Origin of the sequence: Streptomyces sp. NBC_01408, assembly GCF_026340255.1 — a bacterium.
Lineage (GTDB): Bacteria > Actinomycetota > Actinomycetes > Streptomycetales > Streptomycetaceae > Streptomyces.
This window is the reverse complement of record NZ_JAPEPJ010000001.1, coordinates 2,719,707-2,738,203: the sequence shown is the minus strand read 5'-3', so window position 1 is coordinate 2,738,203 and position 18,497 is coordinate 2,719,707. Positions and strand designations below refer to the sequence as shown.

Below are 18,497 nucleotides of genomic sequence, written 5' to 3'. Positions count from 1 at the left end.
CGCGGTAAGTCCACGATTGTCAGTGGCGGATGGGACACTTCCGCGGGTGAGCTCCTACCCGCCCAGCGGCCCTCCCCGGCGAACCGCGCAGCAGACCCCGCAGCCCGCCACGCTGCGGCAGCGGCTCGCCGGCCTGCGGGGCCCCGCCGTGCCGCCCCGCCCGCTCGACGCCCGGGCGCTGGCGGCCCTCGCCGCCAACCCCGGCTGCGGCAGACGCGCCCTGCTCGACGGCGCGGGCGTGGACAAGACCGCGCTCGCCTCGGCCCTCGGCTCGCCCGCCTCCTTCGGGCAGTCACAGTTCGCGATCGTCCGCGGGAACTCCTTCGAGGCCAAGGTCAAGGGCGACGGCGGCGCCGAACTGCTGCGCCTGGTCCACGAGCACCTCGGCTCCGCCGCCGCGCCCCCCGGGCCGGACGCCCGCGTCCCCGACCTCACCGCCGCCGGACCCGAGGGCCGGGCCGCCCGCACCGCGCTCGCCCTGCGCGAGGCCACCACCGCCGGACGGACCGAGGGCGCCTGGTCCCTGCTCGACCACCCGATGCTGGCCCTGGAGGTGGCCGGCACCCCCGCCTACCTGGAGCCGGACGCCGTCGTGGTGCATCCCGACGGCCGCTGGACCGTCGTGGAGATCAAGTCCTTCCCGATGATCGACGGCGCCGCCGACCCCGCGAAGGTGGGCGCCGCCGCCCGCCAGGCCGCCGTCTACGTCCTGGCCCTGGAGAACACCGCCGAGAAGCTGGACGGCGCCGAGGTCGGACACTCGGTGCTGCTGGTCTGCCCCAAGGACTTCTCCAACCTGCCCACCGCCGCGCCCGTCGACATCCGCCGCGAGCGCGCCGTGACCCGCCGCCAGCTGGACCGCCTGACCCGCGTCGAGGAACTCGCCGCGGGACTGCCCGAGGGGCTCAGCTTCGACCCCTCCCGGCCCGCCGAGGAGCTCACCGAAGCCGTCTCCGCGGTGGACGCCGCCTACGCCCCCGAGTGCCTGGCCGCCTGCGAGCTGGCCTTCCACTGCCGGGACGGGGCCCGCGCCGCCGACCAGGTGACCGCGCTGGGCCGTTCCGTACGGGGCGAACTGGGCGCGCTGACCACCGTCGGGCAGGCCCTCGCCGCCGCCACCGGGGCCGACTGCGCCGGGGATCCGACCGCGGCCGCGCTGCACCGCGCGGGCCGGCTGCGCGCCGAGGCCCTGGAACTGGCCGCCGCCCGTCCGCCGTACCACGCCCCGGAGACCCCCGAATGCCCCTGCTGAGCACCCTGGCCCGGCTGGAGGCGGTCCGCGCGGGCCGCGCCCAGCCTCTCGCGACCGTGCGGCACCGCCACCTGTCCGAGACCCCGATGGTCTTCGTACCGCTGACCACGGCCGGTGAGGCCGGGGCCCCGCTGGGCGCGCTGGTCGGGACCGACCGACACGAGCCACGGGTGTTCGTGATACCCCAGCCGCGCGACCGGGACCTGCGCTGGGCGTTCCTCGCGGACCTGGCGGTCCAGGTGCTGGCCCACATCGACGCCTACGCGGATGCCGTGGAGCCGGCCGAGCGCAGCGAGACCGACCCGGAGACGGGCAAGCGGGTCAAGGTCGAGACCGAGCTGTGCGTGGACGCGCCGCAGCTGATCGTGCCGAGCCGGGCGGGCATCGAGTACGTGCGGCTGCTCGGCCGGTCGATGAGGTTCCGGCGCACCGCCGAGGAGGACCCGGAGAATCCGTATCCGGCGCCGACGCAGGTGCCGATGCTGGGGCGCTGGTTCACCCACCTCGCCGAGCGCTCCCGGGTGCCCGGGTCCTCGATGCTGCTGTCGGCGACGGACCTGCTGTCCCGCCATTGGGCGACCGGCCAGAGCAACCTGGAGGACCAGCACCTGGGCGCGCTGCTGGGCTGGATCGACCCGCCGGAGGGCCGCTCGGGGGCCGAGGCGGCGCTCCGGGCGGAGCTGGGCCGCGACAAGGACGGCCAGTTGCTGTGCCCGCCCGCCGGTCCTGCGACCGACCCGGCCTTCGACAACAAGCTGCTGGCCCCGGCGATCGCCCGCTACGACGCGGCGCGCGCGGCCCTGGCAGCCGGGCCCGGGGACGACGACCACGAGGTGCGGAAGGCCGAACGGGCCGTGCGCCAACTGGTCGTGGACCAGATGTCGAGCACCTGGTGGGCGACGTGGGAGGCGGTCGACCTGCTGCGCACCCTGCCGCCGGGCGAGCGCGCCGAGGAACGCTGGACCCGCGACCGCTGGTCGTACACCGGCCACCGGGACCGCGTACGGGCGGGCGAGCCCCCGCAGCCGCGCCGCGACGACGCGGTGACTGCGGCTCAGAAGCTGGCCACCCGGGAGACCGAGCAGGTGCGGCTCGACGCCCAGGAGGCCCTGGACGACCCCCTGGTGATGGCGGGCCGGCGGCTCGCGGGCGAGGCCTTCGCCGGCGAGGTGACCGAGGTGGTCATGGAGTGGACGGACTCCAAACGGCCCAGCCCCCGCCCGCTGGTGACGGTGGCGACGGAGGACCGGCCGCAGCTCGCCGAGGACGGCGGCGCGAAGGTGTTCCGCTCCCTGGAGGGCCGCCCGCAGTCGGCGCGGTTCGTACGCTTCGAGGAGGACGGCGGCATCGTGCTGCGGCTGCTGGACAAGATGGGCCGCGGCCGGGATCCGGAGCCCGGTTCGGTGCCGGAGAAGGGCGACCGGGTGTGCTGGACGCTCTTCGAGCACGACGCGCGCGGCGGCCCGAAGCTCCCGGAGCCGGAGCGGACCCCGTGGACCCACGGCGGCCCGCCAGGACACCTGAGCGCCGTCCCCCTGCCCGACACCGTGACCGACGAGGACGTGCTGTGACCGCGACCGCCTCCTTCGATCCGGCCCTGGCCGCCTCGCGGGCGACCGCCGCGATCCTCCACGACACGCTGCACGGGACCGAGCGGGGCGTGGTCGTCGACTCCCCGCCCGGAGCCGGCAAGTCCACGCTCGTCGTCCGGGCCGCCCGCGAGCTGGCCGCGGCCGGACGCCGGCTGATGGTCGTCGCGCAGACCAACGCCCAGGTCGACGACCTGGTGCTGCGGCTCGCCGCCAAGGACCCGGAGCTGCGGGTGGGCCGGCTGCACAGCAGCGACGGGGACGCCTACGACCCGGCGCTGCGCGAGCTGCCGTCGGTGACGCTCTCCGCCAAGCCGGGAGACCTCGCCGAGCTGCCGGTCACCATCTCGACCGCGGCGAAGTGGGCCTTCGTCAAGGACGTCGAGCCCTGGGAGCACGCCATCGTCGACGAGGCGTACCAGATGCGCTCCGACGCGCTGCTGGCCGTGGCGGGGCTGTTCGACCGGGCCCTGTTCGTGGGCGACCCGGGGCAGCTGGACCCCTTCAGCGTGGTCGGCGCGGAGCAGTGGGCGGGCCTGTCCTACGACCCCTCCGCCTCGGCGGTGTCCACCCTGCTGGCGCACAACCCGCAGCTGCCGCAGCACCGGCTGCCGGTGTCCTGGCGGCTCCCGGCGACGGCCGCGCCGCTGGTCTCCCGCGCCTTCTACCCGTACACGCAGTTCCGCAGCGGTACGGGGCCGGGCGACCGGCGGCTGTCGTACGGGGTCCCCTCGGACGGGTCGGGCCCCGACCGGGTCCTGGACGAGGCCGCCGAGGCGGGCTGGGGCCTGCTGGAGCTGCCCGCGCGGCACACCCCGCGCACCGACCCGGAGGCGGTGCGGGCGGTGGCCCTCGTCGTCCGCCGCGCGCTGGACCGCGGGGCGGTGACCTCGGACGAGCAGTCCCCGCTGCCGGCCCCGCTGACGCCCGACCGGATCGCCGTCGGCACTGCCCACCGCGACCAGGCGGCGGCCGTCCGGGCGGCGCTGGCCGCGCTCGGGGTCACGGGCGTCACGGTGGACACCGCGAACCGGCTCCAGGGCCGCGAGTACGACCTGACGGTGGTGCTCCATCCGCTGTCGGGCCGCCCGGACGCGACGGCCTTCCACCTGGAGACGGGCCGCCTGTGCGTCCTGGCCTCCCGGCACCGGCACGCCTGCGTGGTGGTGGCCCGGGCGGGCATAGCGGAACTCCTGGACGACCATCCCTCGACGGAACCGGTCCAGCTGGGCGTGACGATGAAGTTCCCGGACGGCTGGGAGGCGAACCATTCAGTTCTGGCCCACCTGGCCGAGCACCGGGTGGCCTGGCGGCCTTAGGCCGTGTCCGCAGGGCGCTGCCGCTCATCTGGCCGACTCCCCCGTCACGGACGGCGTCGGCCGCCCCCTGCGTCCCGTCGTCCGTACGGACGTTCCAGCTCGTGGCCGTGAACCCGTGTGCGCCCTTGCGTGGCGTTGGACAATGGACGGTGGCCCGGAAGCATTTCGCACGCGCAGCAGGAGGACAGGCATGGCAGAGCCCGAGCGGACCGAGCGGAGGCTGCGGCCCGCGCCGCTGCTCTTCGAGCCCTCGGAGGCCGTCACGGACCCGGAGCACTTCTTCGACCTGGAGTCCATCGACGACCCGCGCGAACTCCTGACCCGGGCCACCGAGCTGACGCTCGCCTTCCGGGCGGCGCAGGACCGGGCGGTGGAGTTCCAGGCCCTGGCAGCGGCCCAGCTGGCGGACCCGCGCCGCTTCGACCGCCTCTCGCCTGCGGCGATCGCGGCGTGTGCGGAATGGACCGAGGACTACGCCCGCAAAATGATCGAGTTCGGCGAAACCCTCCAGCGCGACGCGGGCCCGGACTCCCCGTAGCTGGGGCTCCGCCCCAGACCCCGCGCCTCAAACGCCGGCGAGGCTGGATTTTGCCGACGCCGGAGCGAAAATCCAGCCCCTCCGGCGTTTGAGGAGCGGGGGTCCGGGGGCGGAGCCCCCGGCAGCGGCGCCGGAGCCGCAGAGATCCCGCACCGCCAAGCGCAGCGGACTGGCATATGCGGGGCGCAACATACTCCCTCTCCCCCCACCCCGTCTGGGTTTTCGGTAACTCCTGGAAGCCACAGCATTACGCCCGGTAGATATTTGCGTATGACGACGCTGACGACGGCCCCCGGATGCCCCGCCCTCGACACCCGCACCGCACCCGCCACCCACGTCACCCCGCAGGGCGCCGCCTGGCTCGCCTCCGCGTCGGCCCATCCGCGGAGCACGCTCGCGATCTGGGAGACCCGGGCGGCCTCTCCCGCCGTGCTGCCCTGCGGGACCGCCTTCGACGTCGTCAACGTGCCCCTCGTCCTCGGGCGCCGCGTCCTGGACCTGCTCTGGGCCGAGGGCCCCGGCTCCGGGCCGGTCGCCGTGCACCGCGGCCGGATGCTGCTGTTCGCCGCCCCCGGCACGGCCCACCGGCTGCCTGCGCTGCTGAAGTGGGAGGAGTGGGGCGGCGCCCGTACGGCCCCGGTGCCGCTGTGCCACGGGCTCGGCGACGCCGTCACCGTGCCGCCGCTGGCCGGCGCGCCCGGCGTCTCGCGCTGGCTCGTGGCCCCCGACACGCGCAGGCCTTGGCTTCCCGGGCCCGAGGCGCTGCTCTGGGCCTTCGTCCGGGCGGCCCGTACGACGGCGAGCACTGGACCTGCGGATATCGATTTTTCGTTCCGCGGTTCTGCCTGCTAATGTCTACGACGTCAGCAGGCGCCGCTAGCTCAGTTGGTTAGAGCAGCTGACTCTTAATCAGCGGGTCCGGGGTTCGAGTCCCTGGCGGCGCACAGACGGAAGAAGGCCCCCACGCGAGTGGGGGCCTTCTTCGTGTTCCCGGCCGTTCGCGCCGTCCGCGCTACGTCGTGATCTTCACCGTGTACGCACCCGACTGGGTCCGGTCCGCGACCTCGATCCTGATCCGCTCGCCCGGCACCGTGTACGCCTCCCCCACCTCCAGCGGCGCGTCCGCCAGCGGCGGGTACACCGAGCGGTCCCAGCAGGCCTCCGTCTCCGGATGCCCGTCCAGCACCTCGATGGGGCCGCCGCCCGACGCGGCCTCGTTGCGGACCCGGTAGACCAGGACCCCTTCGGTGCAGGTGTCCCCGTCGTTGCCGGCGGAGCCCCGCGCCTCGATGGCGATCGCACTGCCGGGGCCGGTACGGACCACCGCGAGCCGGGTCCCGCCGGTGCCGCCCTGCGGCGGGGCCTGCGCGAGCGGCTGGAGGGTGTGCAGCGAGGAGCCGGACTGCACGCAGTCCACCTGGGAGGAGTCCAGCCAGCCCAGCTTCCACTTGTGCCAGGCGAAGAGGTCCGGGGCCATCCCGAACTGGCTGCCCATGACGTCCCAGTCCCCGACGTAGGTGTCCCAGTCGCCCTTGCCGTCCGTCGGCCGGTGGTAGAGGTCGGGCAGGTCGAAGACGTGCCCGGTCTCGTGGGCGAGGACGTTGCGGTCGGGCGGATGCTGCTCGAAGACGGTGACGATCCGCCGCAGCTCGGTGCCGTCCGCGACGATCGGGCGGTCGAAGTTCACGACCTTCGTGGCATCGGAGTCCACGCCGGGCGCATCGGGGTCGGCGACGAAGTACACGACGTCGTACTTGCCGAAGTCCACCTCGGCGTCGGCGGTGGCGACCGCATCGCGCAGGTAGGCGGCCCGGTCCTCCGGGGCCCAGTCACGCTGTATTCCGTAGGCGGCGGAGGGCTTGGGCATCCGGATCCAGTGCTTCTGCGGGTGCGGGACCAGGCGGAAGCGCCCGTACGAGGCCCGCTCGAAGTAGTCGCTGGTGGCGGGGAAGTAGTCGGCGGCCAGTTCGTCGGTCGTGAGGGCGGTGCGGTGGTCGGGGAAGGAGAGGAAGACCATCACCGCGTTCAGGGTGCGCTCGGGCCGGGGGTAGGCGCCGTTCCAGGTGTCCAGGCCCAGCGAGTGGTGCGCCGCCGTCCGGGTCAGCGCGCAGGGCCCGGCCCCGGGGTCGGCCACGGCGGGCCCCGCGACCAGTGACATGGCGGCGAGCGCCGTAAGGGAAGTGAGCGCCGCCGCCGTACTTCGCATGCGGGAGCAGTCCACTCCCCCGGGTGTCTCCTGTCGCGGCACATCGACCTCCGGTGGTGGATTCGTACCCTCTCGTCCACCTTGAGGCGATTGTCTTACTAGTGCCCTGTTCCGCTGCCCCACACGAGTGAGCAATAGGGCAAGCCGGTGACCCTCCAACTTCACGCGTCTGCCTACAGAACGTCACGACCGATCACGCGAGATCAGCAGCAGCCTCCGCATGCTCAGAGGCGCGCAGAAACGATCGACCCCTGTCATGCGGACGGTGCGTCAGCACGGCGTCACCCTGACGCCAAACTCGTCAAAGGACCGTGCCCCGACCGGCGACGCCGCTGGATAGGGCCTCCCGGCAGCCTCTATGATCGGCACACTTTCCTGCACGGACACTCACGAACACTGCGGGAGCCAACGGTGAGCGGAACCTCAGAGGGAACCGGTTCGGCGGCCGACAGCATCCGATCGGCCATTACGCAGCGTCACCCAGCAGTGCCTGTAGCGCCGTCGGCGTCGGCCACCCCGGCGCCGCTGTCCCCCGCCGGGGCCGCGCGGAGCGACTACCGGGCCGCATTCAACGCGGCCCACCTCGCCATGGCCGTCGTCGACCGCGACGGCTACGTCGTGGCCGCCAACACGGCGCTCGCCGGACTGCTGGGCAGCGAGCCTCACGAGCTCGCCCACCAGTGCGCCGCCGACCTGGTGGACCTGGCCTCGGAGGCCCGCACCTGGGCCGCCTACCAGGAGGTACTGCGCGGCCGGCAGGCCCGGCTGCGCTGCACGCGCCGCCTCAAGCACCCCGACGGGCACTCGCTGTGGACCGAGGTCACCCTCGGGCCCGTGCCCGGCACCGGCGACGTCCTGCTGTCCGTCGCCGACATCAGCGACCGGCGCGACCTCCAGGCCCGGCTGCGGCACCTCCAGATGCACGACCCGGTGACCCGGCTGCCCAACCGGGCGCTGTTCTTCGAGCGGCTCTCCGCCGCCCTGGAGGCCTCCTCGTACGAACAACACGGCGGCGGCACCGGCCGGATCGGGCTCTGCTACCTGGACCTCGACGGGTTCAAGGCGGTCAACGACACCCTCGGCCACCGGGTCGGCGACCGGCTGCTGGCGGCCGTGGCCGCCCGGCTGACCCAGTGCGCCGACCAGTCCGGCTACGGGCGCACGGGCGGGCACCTGGTGGCCCGCCTCGGCGGCGACGAGTTCGCCCTGCTCGTGGAGGACTCCACCGGCACCGACCAGCTCGCGGAACTGGCGCGGAGCGTACTGGCCGCCGTACAGGAGCCGTTCGACCTGGCCGGGCAGCGGCTGTCGGTCTCCGCGTCCATCGGGGTCGTGGAACGGGCGGCGGCCGGGACCTCGGCGACCGGGCTGATGCAGGCCGCCGACACGACCCTGTACTGGGCCAAGGCGGACGGGAAGGCCCGCTGGACCCTCTTCGACCCGGAGCGCAACGCGCACCGCATGACCCGGCAGGCGCTCTCCTCGACACTGCGGCCGGCGGTGGAACAGGGGGAGTTCGAGCTGGAGTACCAGCCACTGGTGGACCTGGAGAGCGGAGTGGTGCGCGGGGTCGAGGCCCTGGTCCGCTGGAACCACCCGCAGTTCGGCACATTGACGCCGAATCGGTTCATCGGGATCGCCGAAGAAGACGGTTCCATCGTCCAGTTGGGACAGTGGGTCCTGCGGACCGCGTGCAGGCAGGCGCGGCGCTGGCAGATCGAACAGCCCAGCGACTCCCCGGTCTTCGTGTCCGTCAACGTCGCGGTACGGCAGGTGTGGGACTCGGACCTGGTGGGCGACGTCGCGGAGATCCTCGCCGAGACGGGCCTGGCGCCGCAGCTGCTCCAGCTGGAGCTGACGGAATCGGCGGTGATGGGCTCCGCGGGCCGGCCCTTGCAGGCCCTCCAGGCCCTCAGCGACATGGGCGTACGCATCGCCATCGACGACTTCGGCACGGGCTACTCGAACCTCGCCTACCTCAGCCGCCTGCCGGTCTCGGTCCTGAAACTGGACGGCTCCTTCGTACGGGGCTTCCGCTACGAGGAGGGCACGCACCCGAACCCGGCCGACGAGACCATCGTCGAGGCCCTGGTCCAGCTCGCGCACCGGCTGGGCCTGACGGTGACGGCGGAGTGCGTGGAAACGGCGGGCCAGGCGGCCCGGCTGCGCCGCGTCGGCTGCGACACGGGCCAGGGCTGGCTGTACTCGCGCGCGGTGCCGCCGGAGCGGATCGCGGAGATGATCGGCTCCCGCCCGGGGGTCGGCGACGCCCGCTAGCGCCCGCAGCGGCAGCCCCCGGCGGGGGCTGCCGCTGTGGCATGCGGTCAGAGGCTCCGGACGAAGGCTCCGAACGCCTCCGGCGCCACGGCGAAGGCCGGGCCGTCGGGCCGCTTGGAGTCCCGGACGGCGACGAGGTGGGGCTGGGCGGCCACTTCGACGCACTCGCCGCCGCTGGATCCGCTGTACGAGGACTTCTGCCAGGCGGCTCCGCCGAGGGGGGCGCACTCGACGCACTCGCCGCCGTTGGTGCCGCTGTAGGTCGACTTACGCCACTGCACGCCTGTCAGGTCCACACTGGTCCCCATAGCGTTCCTCCATTACGCGTGCGATCAGAAGGGCCGATTCCTCCGGCGAGAGGGCGTCGGCTTGCAGCCGAGCGTATCCGACGGAACGCTCCCGGATAACTGGCGGATTGGCCGTCATATGGCCCGAGTCATAGCTCTCCGTGTAGAAGAGATCCGGATCGCCCTCGAAGCGGAGAAGGGTGAACGACCCCATCATTCCGGTGTGTTCACCGGTCGAGAAGGGCAGCACCTGGATCTGGACCCACGGCCGTTCAACGAAGGTCAGCAAGTGGGCCAGTTGGCTCCGCATGACCTCCCGGCTACCGACCTCCCGGTGCAGCAGTGCCTCGTCCAGCACCACCAGCAGGACGGGCGGGTTCTCGCGCGTCAGTACGCGCTGACGTTCCAGGCGAGCTGCCGCGATCTCGTTGGCCCTGTCCGGAAACTCCACGCTCAGCAAGGCCTTTGCGTACGCCTCCGTCTGGAGCAGTCCGTAGACCAGCTGCGCTTGGAACGTCGAGATGTATGCCGCCCTGGCCTCCATCTCCGCGTACGGCTGGAACCACGTCGGCAGCTGGCTGCGCAGCACCAGTCCCACCAGGCGGGAGAAGAGCCCGTCCGTGCCGAGCGCCGCGTCCACCCGTTCCGAGAAGTCTCGGGTGGGCACCCTGCGGCCGTTCTCGACCATGCCGACCAGCGAGCCGGTGCAGAAGATGATCGCGCCCAACTGGGCCTGTTTCAGCCCGGCATCCTCTCTGAGGCGGCGCAGTTCGTAGCCGTAGTAGTCCAGCGGCGAGGCACTCGGATCGATGTCGCGGGCCTGGGCCATGGGACGGTCACCCCCATCAGAACGCGGGTCGGATTCAGCCTGTGGCCGAGCGTAACGAGTCCGATACGCAGCGGTGTGCGGAATCCGGCAACCATGTGACACACCTCCGCCCCACCCCCGGAGAGGGGGCAGGGCGGAAGCGTCGCTCGGCGCGGGGTGGGGGGATCAGCAGGCGCCGAGGTCCTTCCAGACACCCCATTCACCGGTGGTGCCCGGCGTCTCGTTCTGCGTCCACCACTGGGCCTTGTACTTGCGGCCGTTGTGCGAGACCTCGCTGCCGCCCGTGTAGACCGTGCCGGCGACGTACGCCGGGACGGAACCGCAGCCCGTCGGAGGCGTGGTCGGCGGGGTCGTCGGAGGCGTGGTCGGCGGAGTGGTCGGAGGCGTCGTGGGCGGGGTGGTCGGCGGGACGGTGGTGCCGCCGAGGGCGTCCGAGATCTGGTTCAGCAGCGTGGTGTTGTTGTCCAGGCCGAGGAGGGAGTACATCATCGCGCCGGCCAGGCCGCGCTGCTTGCCGTAGTCGACCCGGGCCTGGATGGACTTCTGGTTCAGGCCGGTGAAGAACTCGCCGTCCTTGTAGAAGTACGAGGACTTCGACTGGTCGTCCCAGAAGGTGGTCGCCGGGTTGTCGACGATCCCGCCGAGCTCCTTGTAGTGCGCGATGCCCGCCTGCTGGCTGAGCGGACGGGCGGCGGAGCCGCCGGTGGCGCTCTGGGCGAGGCCGTTGGTGGTGCCCGCCGGGACGCCCTTCCAGCCGCGGTAGTAGAACTCGTAGCCCAGGGTCAGCTTGTTGGCGGGGAAGCCGCCCGTGATGCCGTACGCCGGGTTGCCGTCGATCCAGGAGTCGATGGCGTTGTCGATGCTGTACTTCTCGGTGCCCGGCGCGATCGGGTCGGTCGGGTCGGCCGCCGAGGGCTGGAGCGGGGACTGGTGGTACGTGGGCCCGTCGCCGTCCCAGGCGCCGTGCATGTCGTACGTCATGATGTTCGCGTAGTCGAGGTACGCGCCGATCTTGTCCGTCTCGATGTACTTGATCTTGTCCTGGCCGGCCGGGAGGGCCGAGGTCAGCAGGTACTTCTTGCCGCCGTTGGCCGCGCCCTCGGCGTCGAGCTGCTTGCGGAACTCCTGGAGCAGCAGGGTGAAGTTCTGCTTGTCCTCGGGGCCGTAGTGGTTGCCCAGGTGACCGCCGGAAGAGCCGGGGTACTCCCAGTCGATGTCGATGCCGTCGAAGATGCCGGCCGCGGTGCCGGCGCCGCCGAAGCCGCCCTCCACCGGGAGGTCGCCCTTGATGTACTGCTTGATGCAGGAGGCGACGAACTTCTGGCGGGAGGCGTCGGTCTTGGCCGCGTCGTGGAAGTACTTGGAGTACGTCCAGCCGCCCAGCGAGATGTTGATCTTCAGGTGGGGGTACTTGGCCTTCAGTTCCTTGAACTGGTTGAAGACGCCCACGATCGGCTGGTCCCACTTGTCGGCGACGCCGTCGACGCTGTCCGCCGCGCTGAAGGACTTCTGGTAGTCGGCGTACGAGTCGCCCGCGCCGTCACCGGCGTTGGGGTTGTTGTCGTCGCCCGCCGCCTTGTTCGCCTCGAAACAGGTGAGGTCGGTGGGGTGGATGTTGCCGAACGAGTAATTGAGTACGTCCAGCTTGCCCGCTATGCCGCGGGTGTCGAGGTGCTTGGGGTAAAAGGCGTTCCCGTACACGCTCCACTGGTCGTAGTAGGCGATCCGGACGCCGCCGGCCGCGGCGGTGACTCCGGCGTCGGCGGCCTGGGCGGAGCCGAGCCCCGCGAAGGAGGCAAGCGCTCCGGCTGCCAGCGCGGCCGTGGCGGCGGCTGCGATGAGGGGTTTACGGATGTGCATGAACTGCCTCCGGGGGGTGGGAGGGGCGAGCAAGAGGTTCAGGTGTGAGAAGAAATAGCGATCACCACTCCCCCGAGTCAATGGTTTGGACCAAAGAAGGACTAGACCACTCTCGTGGTAAATCACCTCGTCAGAGACCTGAACGCACATCAGAAACCGCCCGCCACCCAGGGTGACGAGCGGTTTAAGGCTGCCTTGAGCCACACTCCCGCAAGGTTTCGGCAACAAACCAGCCGAACCCCGTTCTTCTGCCGTCAAGCGGCCGCGGGGGCCTCCACCGGCATGCCGTACGCATCTGCGACGAGCCCGTACGAGCGCAACCGGGCCGCGCCGCTGTGGGCGTTGGCGGTCAGCATCAGTTCGTCGGCGCCCGTCCTCTTGGCCAGGTCGTCCAGTCCGGAGCGCACCGCGTCGGGGGTGCCGTGGACGATGTTGGCGAGCCAGCCGTCCACGAACTCCCGCTCCGCCGGGGAGAACGGGTACGCGGCCGCCTCCTCGGGCGTCGGCACCAGCCCGGGCCGCCCGGTGCGCAGCCGCAGCATGGACAGGGCGCCCGTGAGCACCTGAGCGCGGGCCTCGGCCTCCGTGTCGGCGGCGAGGGCCGAGACGCCGATGACGGCGTACGGGGCGTCCAGGACGGCCGAGGGGCGGAAGGTCTGCCGGTACAGGTCGAGCGCGGGCAGGGTGCCGGCGGCCGAGAAGTGGTGGGCGTAGGCGAAGGGGAGGCCGAGTTCGCCGGCGAGGCGGGCGCTGAAGCCGGAGGACCCCAGCAGCCACACGGGCGGCCGTGCGGTGGGCCCCTGCACCGGGCCCGGTACGGCGTGGACCCGGGCGTACGGGTGCCCGTCGGGGAAGTCGTCGTCGAGGAAGCGGGTGAGTTCCGCGAGCTGGCGGGGGAACTCGTCCGCGGCCTCGTCCAGCCGTCCGGGCCCGCGCAGCGCGGTGGCGGTGCGGCCGTCGGTCCCCGGGGCCCGGCCGAGCCCGAGGTCGATCCGCCCGGGGGCGAGCGCCTCCAGGGTGCCGAACTGCTCGGCGATGGCGAGCGGGGCGTGGTTGGGGAGCATGACCCCGCCCGAACCGAGCCGGATCCGGGAGGTGTGGGCGGCGAGGTGGGCCAGGATCACGGCCGGGGAGGAGCTGGCGACCCCGGGCATGGAGTGGTGCTCGGCGACCCAGTGGCGGTGGTAGCCGCGGGACTCGGCGAGCCGGGCGATGGCCACGCTGGTGCGCAGGGAGTCGTGGGCGGTGCTGCCGGCGCCCACGGTGACGAGGTCCAGCACCGAGAGCGGGACGGTTGCCCGGCCCCGGGCGGTGGCACGGATGCCACCCCGGCTCTCCTGTGGCTGCGCGTCCCCGGTGTCACTCATCGTCGCTCCCGTCTCGTTCCACGTTCGTACGACATCCGTACGACATTCGTACGAAGAACTCGAACCGTGGGCGGTCGCCGGGCATTCCCGGCACCCCAGGACAGTGGGCATGACCTTGGCATATGCCAATGGAGTAGATCCAGGCCGAAGGGCATGATTGAGCCATCAATCTCCTCAACAGGCGCTCCACATGAGCCTCTTGATGGCTATCGTGGTAGGGCAAGCGGTAACAACCTGGTAGGGGGAAACCGTGGCGCTGAAGCCCGAGCCGACCGCGCCGTTCCACTCGGTGCAGTACGCACTACGCGTACTCGAAACGATCGCACGGCACACCGGCGGTGTGACCGATGCACAGATCGCGCGTGAGACCGGCCTGCCCGCAGTCCATCTCGCCCCGATGCTGCTCATGCTGCGCCGGGAGGGGTATGTCCTGCAGGTCTCCGACGGCGCCTACGCCATAGGGGATTCCCTCGTCCTGCTCGGATCCGGCATCGACCGCCAGCAGGCGCTGACGGACAAGCTCCAGGAGACCCTGGACCGGCTCCGCGATTCGGTCGGCGCGGCCGTCTACATCAGCAGGTACGTGGACGGTGAGGTCAGGATCACACAGTTCGCGGACAGCCCCCGCACCCCGAAGGTGCACGAGTGGGTCGACTTCCGCTCGGCGGCGCACGCCAGCGCGGTCGGCAAGTGCCTGCTGACCCAGCTCGACCTGAACGGGCGGCGCGACCACCTCTCCCGCCACAAGATCGCCCGGCTCACGTCGAAGACGATCGTGAACGAGCGGATCCTGTTCTCCAAGCTGGACGCCCAGCCGGCGACGGTGCCCATGCTGGACCTCCAGGAGTACGCCGTGGGCACGGTCTGCGCGGCCGTCCCGATCACGGCCGGCGCGGCGGTGGGCTGCCTGGCCCTGTCGATGCCGGTCGAGCACGCGCACCGGCTGCGGGCCGCGGCGGACGCGCTGAACCGCAGGGCCGCGCCGCTGCTGCTGTCGCTCACGCTCTGAGGCGGGCGGCGGCCTGCGCGGCGGGCGCGGGCGGGCCCAGACGGCCCGGAAAACACTTCGGGCGGTTCCCGGTGAACCGGAAACCGCCCGAAGGACAGGTGCGCCGCCAGGGACTCGAACCCCGGACCCGCTGATTAAGAGTCAGCTGCTCTAACCAACTGAGCTAGCGGCGCCTGCTGACAGAGAAAATACTACCTGCTCCTCCGGGGTGCCCGCGACCACGGGTCGGCAGGGCCCGACGGCCTCGCCGACCCGGCCGCTCGCTGCCTACGGGCGCTGCCCGCCCCGCCTGGCCACGCGCATCCGCATCTCACCCTCCGGGCGCAGCGTGACCATCGGGTCCGTCCCCGGGTCCGCCGCCCCGGGGAGCGCGCTCAGGCGCGCCCGCCCAGCGATGCCGGCGAGGGCGATCTGCCCGCCGAGCAGTGCGTGGTGGTTCCCGATGCACACCCGGTGTCCGGCCCCGAACGGCATGTACGCGTGCCGGGGCAGCAGCTCCTCCCGCTCCGGTGTGAAACGGTCCGGGTCGAACCGCTCCGGGTCGGGGAAGTAGTCCGCGCGCCGGTGCAGCGTGTAGGGGCTGAAGATCACGCAGGCACCCGCCGGCAGGCGGTGGCCCAGGACCTCGACCTCCCGGGAAGCCTGCCGGGAAAACATGTAGACCGGCGGATAGAGTCGCATGGCCTCCTTGAACACGGCGAGTGCGTACGGGAGCCGGGGCAGATCCTCCGCCGTGACCAGCCGGCCGCCGAGCACCTCGTCCGACTCGGCGATCAGGCGCTCGTACGCCTCGGGGTGCCGGGACAGGAGGTGGAAGCTCCAGCTGAGCGCCGTGGCGGTGGTCTCATGTCCGGGCATGAACATGTTCAGCGCCTCGTCGCGGATCTGCCGGTCGGTGAGCGGGGTGCCGTCTTCGGCGCCGCACTCCATCAGCAGGTTCAGCCAGTCGTCCGGCTTGTCGGCCATGGCCCGGCGCTCGGCCAGGAAGGAATGGAAGGTCTCCTCCAGCCGCTGGATGGCCCGGCGGTAGCGCAGGTTCGCGGGCGTCGGCCACTCGATGGTCAGCGGGACGAGCGCGCTGGCCTGGGAGTCGAAGCCGTGGATGGCGTCGGTGAGCGCGTTGCCGAGGTCGTCGGCCTCCCCCAGGACGTCCCGGCTGAAGAGGTTGTGCCCGACGATGCCCAGCACCAGCCGGACCATCTCCCGGCGCACGTCGATGACGCCGCCGTCGGTCCACTCCCCCGCCACCGTGTCGGCCACCTTCGCCGCCGAGTCCGCGGAGTTCCGGATCACCGCCGTGCGGAACCTGGGCTGGATGAGCCTGCGGTTCTTCTTGTGCTCCTCGTTCGTGGCCGTGAGCAGCCCGTCCCCGAGCAGCGGCCTGGCGAAGGCACGGAAGCGGTCGGTCTTCTCGAAGAAGGAACCGTTCTTGATCAGGATCTCATGGGCCAGTTCGACGGAATTGACGAAATAGCAGTCCTGGCCGGCGATCCGGTAGACGCCGATGTCCCCGCACTCCTCGAAGGTCCGCCGGAACAATTCGAGGCGGTCCTTCTTGAATTCCCAGGTATTGCCGATGACCGCCCGGCCTTTGAGTCTCGGTACCGGAACCGGCAGGACGGGCGCCGCAGTGCTGTGGGCCATTTGCATTCCTTCCCCGTGGAAAATCTCGCGTACGCAGACATTCCTGCGCCATTCGAAAAATTAGCCGCTGGATTCCAGCCCCGGCAATGGACGGGGCGGGCAGTTAGCTGCCATTTCCGGGGAAGAGGCCCCTAGCCCTTACGGCCGCGGAATGCGGCCAGGACGACCACGGCGCCCAGTGCGGCCACCGCCGCCCCCAGCACCGAGGCGACGTGCATCGCGTGCACGAAGCTCTCGGCCGCGTCCGCCACGAGCTGCGGACGGCCCAGCTCCGCCGCGACCTGCCGGGCCGCCTCCGCCGATCCGCCCGCTGCCTCCGCGGCCGGCCCGGGCAGCCCGGCCAGGCTCGGGGCGATGTCCGAGCGGTAGACGGAGGTGAGCAGCGAGCCCAGGACGGCGACCCCCAGAACCCCGCCGATCTGCCGCATGGAGTTGTTGACCGCCGAGCCCGCTCCGGTCCGGTCCGCGGGCAGGACCGCCATGACCGCCTCGGTGGTCGGAGCCATGGCAGCACCCATCGCGGCTCCCTGGACGCCGAGGAGCAGCCAGAACCAGGGCATCGGCGTGTCCACGTCGATGCCCACGTAGGCCAGGAAGGTGCCCGCGGCAACCAGCATGGCCAGGCTCACCACCGGGCCCAGGCCGAACCGCCGGACCAGGCCCGCCGACAGGGGCGCGCCCGTCAGGACGCCGACCGCCACCGGCAACAGGTTCAGCCCGGCCTCGAAGGGGGTCTGCTCGCGGACGCCCTGCAAGTAGAAGGCGGTGTAGAACATCGCCCCGGACAGGCTGAAGTAGGTCAGCATCACCGAGGCCGTCGCGCCCGTGAAGGGGGCGTTGCGGAACAGCCGTACGTCCAGGCTCGGGCTGCTCACCCGCAGTTCGACCAGGACGAAGACCACGAGCACCACGACGCCGCCGAGGACCGGGCCGAGCACGCCGAGGCTGGTCCACTCGTTGCGGTGGCCGCCTTCGATCAGGCCGTAGACCACGGCGAGCAGGCCGACGGTGGACAGCAGCACGCCGATCGGGTCCAGCTTCGCCCGGCTCGCGTTCCTGGCCGCCGGGAGCAGGAGCACCGCGCCGGCCACCGTGACGGCCGCCAGCGGCAGGTTGACCAGGAAGACCGACCCCCACCAGAACCGCTCCAGCAGCGCGCCGCCGACGAGCGGGCCGGCCGCGATGGCCAGCCCGCTGGAACCGGACCAGATGGCGATGGCCATCGCCCGCTCCCGGGCGTCGAAGACGGCCGAGATCAGGGAGAGGGTGGCGGGCATGATCAGCGCGCTGCCCACGCCCATGGCTCCGCGCGCCGTGATGAGCTCGGCGGGGCTGGTGGACACGCCCGCCCAGAGCGAGGAGGCGGCGAACAGGGTGGTGCCGATCAGCAGCAGCCTGCGGTGCCCGTACCGGTCGCCGAGGACTCCGCCGCTGAACAGCATCACGGCGAAGATCAGCGTGTACGAGCTGATGCTCCACTGGAGCTGGTTGGTCGTGGCGCCGAGGCCCTCCACCGGATCCGCGAGGGTCTTCAGGGCCACGTTGAGGATCGTGTTGTCGAGCCAGACCGTCAGCTGCGCGAGCACCAGCACGGCGAGGGCGAGCCACCGGCGCCTCGACCCGGTCCGGGGGGCGCCGGCGGCGGACTGGTCCGGCTCGTGCCCGGCAAGCTGGTGAACCACGTGGATCTGCCTCTCGGTCGGGGGCTCAGGACCCTGTCCCGCGATCGTCCACGGCAGCACCGGCCGAGGTCAACAGATCACGACTTACTGGCATTTAGCGGCCAATCGCTCCTCCTTCGGCCAGCTCGCGCAGGGTCTTCAGCTGGCGGCGCATCATGAACAGGTCGCCCCGGGCCATCACCCGCAGGCGGGCGGCGCCCAGCCTGCCGGGCCGGCGACCGACCATCATCTTGACGACGAGCCGGCTGGTCGCCGCGTCCACGGCGTCCACCTGGTAGGTCAGCGCGAACTCGCCGAAGGCCCGGACCGCCCAGGGCGTGGTCAGCAGCAGGGTGAGATGGCGGTCCTGCTCGAAGGAGACCAGCTCGAAGATGGTCATGACCCGCTGGCCGCGCTCCAGCAGCTCCGCGCCCGGCGTCAGTTCGCGGGGGCTGCGCCGGCCGAAGTTGTCCAGGGAGTCGTAGCTGTACGGGGCCACCTTGAGCTGACAGAGCCAGCGGAACACCGCGGGCGCGCCCGCCCGTACGGTGACGGCCCTCAGCCACGGTTCGGCCGAGGCGCCGAGCAGTTCGTCGCAGGGGTATGCGGCGGCCAGCTCCCGGGCCTGCGCCCCCCACACCCGCGGGTCTCCCACGGCC

14 protein-coding genes, 2 tRNA genes and 1 pseudogene are annotated in these 18,497 nt (G+C 71.9%); 8 read left to right on the top strand and 9 right to left on the bottom strand.

From position 1 onward, the window contains the following. Nucleotides 1-112 precede the first annotated feature (112 nt). The 6 genes and pseudogenes from OG447_RS12465 to OG447_RS12440 all read left to right on the top strand — a co-directional run bounded on the left by OG447_RS12465 (nucleotide 113) and on the right by OG447_RS12440 (nucleotide 5,642). Entirely contained in the window at nucleotides 113-1,252 is a 1,140-nt protein-coding gene (locus OG447_RS12465) for a hypothetical protein (RefSeq protein WP_266938851.1), read from the top strand. Continuing rightward, nucleotides 1,240-2,823, top strand: coding sequence for a hypothetical protein (locus OG447_RS12460; protein WP_266936549.1), 1,584 nt, complete (start codon nucleotides 1,240-1,242; stop codon nucleotides 2,821-2,823). Before OG447_RS12465 ends, OG447_RS12460 begins: the two co-directional genes overlap by 13 nt. Beyond that, on the top strand, nucleotides 2,820-4,160 hold the full coding sequence (locus tag OG447_RS12455) for an AAA domain-containing protein (protein WP_266936548.1): 1,341 nt from the start codon (nucleotides 2,820-2,822) through the stop codon (nucleotides 4,158-4,160). The genes OG447_RS12460 and OG447_RS12455 overlap by 4 nt, the downstream gene beginning before the upstream one ends. Nucleotides 4,161-4,350: 190 nt before the next feature. Further along, nucleotides 4,351-4,698 (top strand): hypothetical protein, encoded by a 348-nt coding sequence (locus OG447_RS12450; protein WP_266936547.1) that lies wholly within the window; start codon nucleotides 4,351-4,353, stop codon nucleotides 4,696-4,698. A gap of 270 nt (nucleotides 4,699-4,968) precedes the next feature. Next, nucleotides 4,969-5,578: pseudogene (locus OG447_RS12445) on the top strand (hypothetical protein). Continuing rightward, nucleotides 5,569-5,642: transfer RNA gene (locus OG447_RS12440), tRNA-Lys, on the top strand. The pseudogene OG447_RS12445 and the gene OG447_RS12440 overlap by 10 nt, the downstream one beginning before the upstream one ends. Nucleotides 5,643-5,710: 68 nt before the next feature. Here OG447_RS12440 and OG447_RS12435 read toward each other — a convergent pair. Then, nucleotides 5,711-6,946 (bottom strand): M6 family metalloprotease domain-containing protein, encoded by a 1,236-nt coding sequence (locus tag OG447_RS12435; RefSeq protein ID WP_266936546.1) that lies wholly within the window; start codon nucleotides 6,944-6,946, stop codon nucleotides 5,711-5,713. A gap of 333 nt (nucleotides 6,947-7,279) precedes the next feature. Here OG447_RS12435 and OG447_RS12430 point away from each other — a divergent pair, with 333 nt between their 5' ends. Next, complete coding sequence (locus tag OG447_RS12430; protein ID WP_266938850.1) at nucleotides 7,280-9,181, top strand: bifunctional diguanylate cyclase/phosphodiesterase; 1,902 nt, start codon at nucleotides 7,280-7,282, stop codon at nucleotides 9,179-9,181. A gap of 47 nt (nucleotides 9,182-9,228) precedes the next feature. Here the strand turns inward: OG447_RS12430 and OG447_RS12425 are convergent, their stop codons facing one another. The 4 genes from OG447_RS12425 to OG447_RS12410 all read right to left on the bottom strand — a co-directional run bounded on the left by OG447_RS12425 (nucleotide 9,229) and on the right by OG447_RS12410 (nucleotide 13,524). Continuing rightward, a complete protein-coding gene (locus OG447_RS12425; protein ID WP_266936545.1) occupies nucleotides 9,229-9,489 on the bottom strand; it encodes a DUF397 domain-containing protein in 261 nt (86 codons plus the stop codon). Then, complete coding sequence (locus OG447_RS12420; protein ID WP_266936544.1) at nucleotides 9,449-10,297, bottom strand: helix-turn-helix transcriptional regulator; 849 nt, start codon at nucleotides 10,295-10,297, stop codon at nucleotides 9,449-9,451. Before OG447_RS12420 ends, OG447_RS12425 begins: the two co-directional genes overlap by 41 nt. A gap of 165 nt (nucleotides 10,298-10,462) precedes the next feature. Continuing rightward, on the bottom strand, nucleotides 10,463-12,157 hold the full coding sequence (locus OG447_RS12415; protein WP_266936543.1) for a glycosyl hydrolase family 18 protein: 1,695 nt from the start codon (nucleotides 12,155-12,157) through the stop codon (nucleotides 10,463-10,465). A gap of 254 nt (nucleotides 12,158-12,411) precedes the next feature. Next, a complete protein-coding gene (locus OG447_RS12410) occupies nucleotides 12,412-13,524 on the bottom strand; it encodes an LLM class flavin-dependent oxidoreductase (protein ID WP_266936542.1) in 1,113 nt (370 codons plus the stop codon). Nucleotides 13,525-13,774: 250 nt separating this feature from the next. On the opposite strand from OG447_RS12410, the gene OG447_RS12405 reads away from it, so the two are divergent. Further along, nucleotides 13,775-14,533, top strand: coding sequence for an IclR family transcriptional regulator (locus OG447_RS12405; RefSeq protein WP_266936541.1), 759 nt, complete (start codon nucleotides 13,775-13,777; stop codon nucleotides 14,531-14,533). 99 nt (nucleotides 14,534-14,632) lie between these two features. Here the strand turns inward: OG447_RS12405 and OG447_RS12400 are convergent. The 4 genes from OG447_RS12400 to OG447_RS12385 form a co-directional block, all read right to left on the bottom strand. Beyond that, a tRNA-Lys gene (locus tag OG447_RS12400) sits at nucleotides 14,633-14,706 on the bottom strand. 94 nt (nucleotides 14,707-14,800) lie between these two features. Next, nucleotides 14,801-16,177 carry a cytochrome P450 gene (locus OG447_RS12395; protein ID WP_266936540.1) on the bottom strand — a complete coding sequence of 459 codons (1,377 nt, stop codon included), beginning with the start codon at nucleotides 16,175-16,177 and terminating at the stop codon, nucleotides 14,801-14,803. 131 nt (nucleotides 16,178-16,308) lie between these two features. Further along, nucleotides 16,309-17,859 (bottom strand): MFS transporter, encoded by a 1,551-nt coding sequence (locus OG447_RS12390; protein ID WP_266936539.1) that lies wholly within the window; start codon nucleotides 17,857-17,859, stop codon nucleotides 16,309-16,311. A 94-nt stretch (nucleotides 17,860-17,953) separates the two neighbouring features. Beyond that, nucleotides 17,954-18,493: a hypothetical protein gene (locus tag OG447_RS12385; protein WP_266936538.1), complete on the bottom strand. Its 540-nt coding sequence runs from the start codon at nucleotides 18,491-18,493 to the stop codon at nucleotides 17,954-17,956. Nucleotides 18,494-18,497 lie beyond the last annotated feature (4 nt).